Genomic DNA, 4,125 nt, shown 5'->3' on the forward strand with positions numbered 1-4,125 from the left:
GTTCGTGGCGATGCTGGCGCTGTTGCTCGCGCAGCTCTATCCGCAAGCGGAGATTGTTTTCGGCGTGATCGCGATCGCGGCGGCGCTCGCCTACGCGATCCCGGCGGTGCGTCACTTGCGCGCGCAACGCCGCGATCGCGACGATCCGAACGATCGCTGAGTGGGCCGCCGCGTTTTGCCTGCCGCGGCGGCCACGACGCGAGGGCCGGGTTCAGCCGCGAGCGGCGTTCTGCGGGAACATGTGGCGGCGGGCGTCGTCGTCCATCTCGGTCTTGAACGTATGCTTGGACTTCAGCGCGTAATCCAGGCCGGGTTCTTCCAGATAGAGCGCGATCTTGTCCGGGTTCGGCGACGGGTGATAGTAGAACTTGATCATGGCCTGTCGGGCATTTGGATGACCCGAGGACTGTGTCTGGCGTGCGCGTCGTACGCAAATTCGAACGGATCGAAGGCCTTCGCCGGCCGCCCCGGCACGAGCCCGGCGATTACGACCGTGGGCGCGGCGCGGGCGTCCGCCGTTGCCGCATCGGCAGGGCTATGGGAATATTTCCGGCGATGAGTTCACGCCCGTATTTCGCTCTCGGCTTCGGCGCCGCCGTGGCTGCCCTCGTGTTCGCCTACCTGCTGCAATACGTCGGCGGCCTCGAGCCGTGTCCGCTGTGTATCTTCCAGCGGATCGCCATGGCGGGCGTGGCGCTGTTTTGCCTGATCGGGTGGATCCACGGGCCGGGCGGCCTGGCGCATCGTATCTATGCCGCGCTGGCCGCGCTCGCCGCATTGGCCGGCGCGGCTGTCGCGGCGCGTCATGTCTGGCTGATGCATCTGCCGGCGGATCAAGTGCCGGCCTGCGGCCCGGGTCTGGATTATCTGATTCGGATCATGCCGCTGCAACAGGTGGTGGCCACGGTTCTGCGCGGCGACGCCAGTTGCGCGACGGTCGAGGGTTCGTTCGCCGGGCTGAGTTTGCCGGCCTGGTCGCTCATCTATTTCTGCTTGCTCGCCGTCGGTGCGCTGGCCGGCGCCGCCGGCCTGGGGGCACGCTCCTCGCCCGCGCCGGCGCGGGCCGTCTCGTCCTGAACCGGGAGTGTTCATGTACCCCGTAACCGACTTGTGCGACGAGTTCGCCGACCGGCTTCAGATTCTGGAGCCCATGTTCACCGATTTCGGCGGCCGCCTGGCCTTCGGCGGCCCGGTCAGCACCGTGAAGTGCTTCGAGGACAATTCGCTGGTCCGGCTGGCGCTGGAAGAGCCGGGGGAGGGCCGTGTGCTGGTGGTCGACGGCGGCGGCTCGGATCGCTGCGCATTGCTCGGAGACAATCTCGCCCAATTGGCGATCGACAACGAATGGGCGGGCGTCGTCGTCTACGGTTGCATTCGCGACGCCGAGGCGGTCTCGCAAATGGATGTGGCGGTCAAGGCGCTGAACACGCATCCGCGCAAGTCGAGCAAGAAAAACGAAGGCGAGCGCGACGTGCCGGTGCGCTTCGCGGGCGTGTCCTTCATGCCCGACGATTGGCTGTACGCCGATCTCGACGGCATCGTGGTGTCGGCGTCCGAACTCGCGCTGTAGCGGCGCGGCCGGCCGGGGCGGCGCTACCCGATTTCCGCGGTCGTTACGGCAACAGGTTCTAGACAGGCCCTTGTCATCGGCGGCATCGAGCGCATCATAGAATTATGACGAACGAGACCGGGTTCGACCCCAATCGCTACGTCCGACAACTGACCGTGCGCCCGGGCGTCTATCGCATGTATAACGCCGCCGGCGACGTGCTCTACGTCGGCAAGGCCAAGAATCTCAAAAAACGCGTATCGAGCTATTTTTTGCGCGCCTCGGGCAGCCCGAAGACCGAGGCGATGCTCGATCAGGTGGCCAATATCGAGGTCACCGTCACGCACACCGAAGACGATGCGTTGTTGCTCGAGTCGACGCTGATCAAGAAGCATCGGCCGCGCTACAACGTGGTGCTGCGCGACGACAAGAGCTATCCGTATCTGCTACTCACCGGGGACAACGACTATCCCCGGGTGGTCTATCACCGCGGCGCCCAGAAACGCAAAGGGCACTACTTCGGCCCGTTTCCCAGTTCCGGCGCGGTCAAGAACACCGCCGACACCCTGATGCGCCTATTCAAGCTGCGCAATTGTCGCGACAGCTATTTCGAGAATCGCTCGCGGCCGTGCCTGCAATACCAGATCAAGCGCTGCAGCGCGCCGTGCGTCGGTTACATCAGCGCCGAAGATTATGCCCGCGATGTGTCCGATGCGGTCGAGATGCTCAAAGGGCGCAACGAGAAGCTCATTGATCGCCTGGTCCACGACATGGAGACGGCCTCGGCGCGCCTGGATTTCGAAACCGCGGCGCGCTTGCGCGAGAAGATATCGGCACTGCGGCGGCTGCAGGCACAGAGTCAGACGGTTGGGAGCAAGAGCGATTTCGATTTGATTTGCGGCGCCATCGACGGCGGCGTGGCCGCGGTCGTGGTGGTCACCGTGCGCGGCGGCATCAATCTCGGTCATCGCAGTTTTTTTCCCAGCGCGCCTCCGGACACCGGGATCGACGAAGCGATGGCGGCTTTCATCAGCCAGTACTACATCGACCGGCCGGTGCCGTCGGAGCTGCTCGTCGACCCCATGCCCGCGGATGACGACGAACTCGCCGAGAGCCTTTCGGCGCGCGCCGGGCGCAAAGTCGCGATCAAGACCAACGTGCGCGGCGAACGGCGGCGCTGGCTCGACAACACGCGGGCGACGCTCGACCAGGCACTGTCCGCGCAGCTCGCCAGCCGCGCCGGCGTCGAAAAACGGCTTACCGCGCTGGCCGACGCCCTGGGCCTGGACGAGCTGCCGATGCAGATGGCCTGTTTCGACATCAGCCACACGCGCGGCGAAAAAACCGTGGCCTCGTGCGTCGTGTTCGAGGCCGGGGCGCCGAACAAGTCGGCCTATCGGCGCTTCAACATCACCGGTGTCGAACCCGGAGACGACTACGCGGCGATGCGCCAAGCGCTCACGCGGCGCTTTAAACGGATCAAGACGGGCGAGGCCCGGCTGCCCGATCTGTTGCTCATCGACGGCGGCAAGGGGCAGCTCGCCGTGGCCCGCGAAGTGCTCGACGAACTCGAAATTTCGGGCGTGCGGTTGCTGGGCGTGGCCAAGGGCACGACGCGCAAGCCGGGGCTGGAACAACTGTTTTTGCCGGGGCAGAACGCACCTCTTATACTGCCTGCCGACTCGCCGGGGCTGCATCTGATCCAGCAGATCAGGGACGAGGCGCACCGTTTCGCGATCGCGGCGCATCGCGGTCAGCGGGGCAAGGCGCGTAGCGTGTCGGTCCTCGACGGGGTCGAGGGCCTGGGGCCCAAGCGACGCAAGAATCTGTTACAGAGGTTCGGCGGCCCACGCGAAGTCGCGCGGGCCGGCGTTGCCGATCTGGCGCGGGTCGAGGGTATCAGCACGGCCATGGCGCAACGGATATACGATTATTTTCACGACACGGCCTGAGAGGATGTTTACAAAACTACTGCGCTCCGGGCGTACCCAAACTGACGGCGCTTGCTACGTTTTTGTAAACACCCTCTGAGCGAACCCCGTGTGACAACAATGCGAGGAGAGACGTTGAACCTGCCCATCTGGCTCACCCTGTTCCGGCTCATACTCATCCCGTTCGTGGTGGGGCTGTTGTTCATCCGTCTGCCGGGCTTCAACGTCGCGGCCGCGGTGCTTTTCGGCGTGGCGCTGGCCACCGATTGGCTCGACGGTCATCTGGCCCGCCGCTGGAACCAGACATCGGCCTTCGGTGCGTTTCTCGACCCGGTGGCCGACAAGCTGATCGTCTGTGCGGTGCTGGTCATGCTGGTATATCGCGACCCGCACTGGTTCGTGGCGTTGCCGGCCAGCATCATCGTAGGCCGCGAACTGACCGTATCGGCGCTGCGCGAATGGATGGCCGAACTCGGTCAGCGCGGCGTGGTCTCCGTCGGTTCACTGGGCAAATACAAGACCGCGGTCCAGATGCTCGCGATTTTTCTCATGCTGTTCGATCTGTACGACCAGCAGTGGATTTACATCGCCGGCACCGTTCTGCTTGCGATCTCGGCCGCATTGACGCTCTGGTCCATGATGATC

At 64.7% G+C, this 4,125-nt stretch carries 4 protein-coding genes and 1 pseudogene; 4 read left to right on the plus strand and 1 reads right to left on the minus strand.

From position 1 onward, the window contains the following. Positions 1–297: 297 nt before the first annotated feature. Positions 298–376 (minus strand): annotated as a pseudogene (locus VFJ08_RS15730) (glutathione S-transferase family protein); the annotation flags it as partial. 179 nt (positions 377–555) lie between these two features. Between VFJ08_RS15730 and VFJ08_RS05755 the strand changes: the two are divergent. The 4 genes from VFJ08_RS05755 to pgsA form a co-directional block, all read left to right on the plus strand. Then, complete coding sequence (locus VFJ08_RS05755) at positions 556–1,077, plus strand: disulfide bond formation protein B (protein WP_324996086.1); 522 nt, start codon at positions 556–558, stop codon at positions 1,075–1,077. A gap of 13 nt (positions 1,078–1,090) precedes the next feature. Beyond that, positions 1,091–1,570, plus strand: a complete 480-nt coding sequence (gene rraA / locus VFJ08_RS05760) for a ribonuclease E activity regulator RraA (protein ID WP_324996088.1) — start codon at positions 1,091–1,093, stop codon at positions 1,568–1,570. A gap of 104 nt (positions 1,571–1,674) precedes the next feature. Further along, positions 1,675–3,501, plus strand: a complete 1,827-nt coding sequence (uvrC, locus tag VFJ08_RS05765) for an excinuclease ABC subunit UvrC (RefSeq protein ID WP_324996090.1) — start codon at positions 1,675–1,677, stop codon at positions 3,499–3,501. A gap of 114 nt (positions 3,502–3,615) precedes the next feature. Next, positions 3,616–4,125: CDP-diacylglycerol--glycerol-3-phosphate 3-phosphatidyltransferase (pgsA, locus tag VFJ08_RS05770; protein WP_324996092.1), on the plus strand; the 510-nt coding region annotated here is incomplete at its 3' end.

Source organism: Salinisphaera sp. (assembly GCF_035690525.1).
GTDB lineage: Bacteria > Pseudomonadota > Gammaproteobacteria > Nevskiales > Salinisphaeraceae > Salinisphaera.

Excerpts from the sequence above, each read along its gene's own strand:
- VFJ08_RS05755 (WP_324996086.1), top strand. The coding sequence starts at position 556 with ATGAGTTCACGCCCGTATTTCGCTCTCGGCTTCGGCGCCGCCGTGGCT.
- rraA (WP_324996088.1), top strand. The coding sequence starts at position 1,091 with ATGTACCCCGTAACCGACTTGTGCGACGAGTTCGCCGACCGGCTTCAG.
- uvrC (WP_324996090.1), top strand. The coding sequence starts at position 1,675 with ATGACGAACGAGACCGGGTTCGACCCCAATCGCTACGTCCGACAACTG.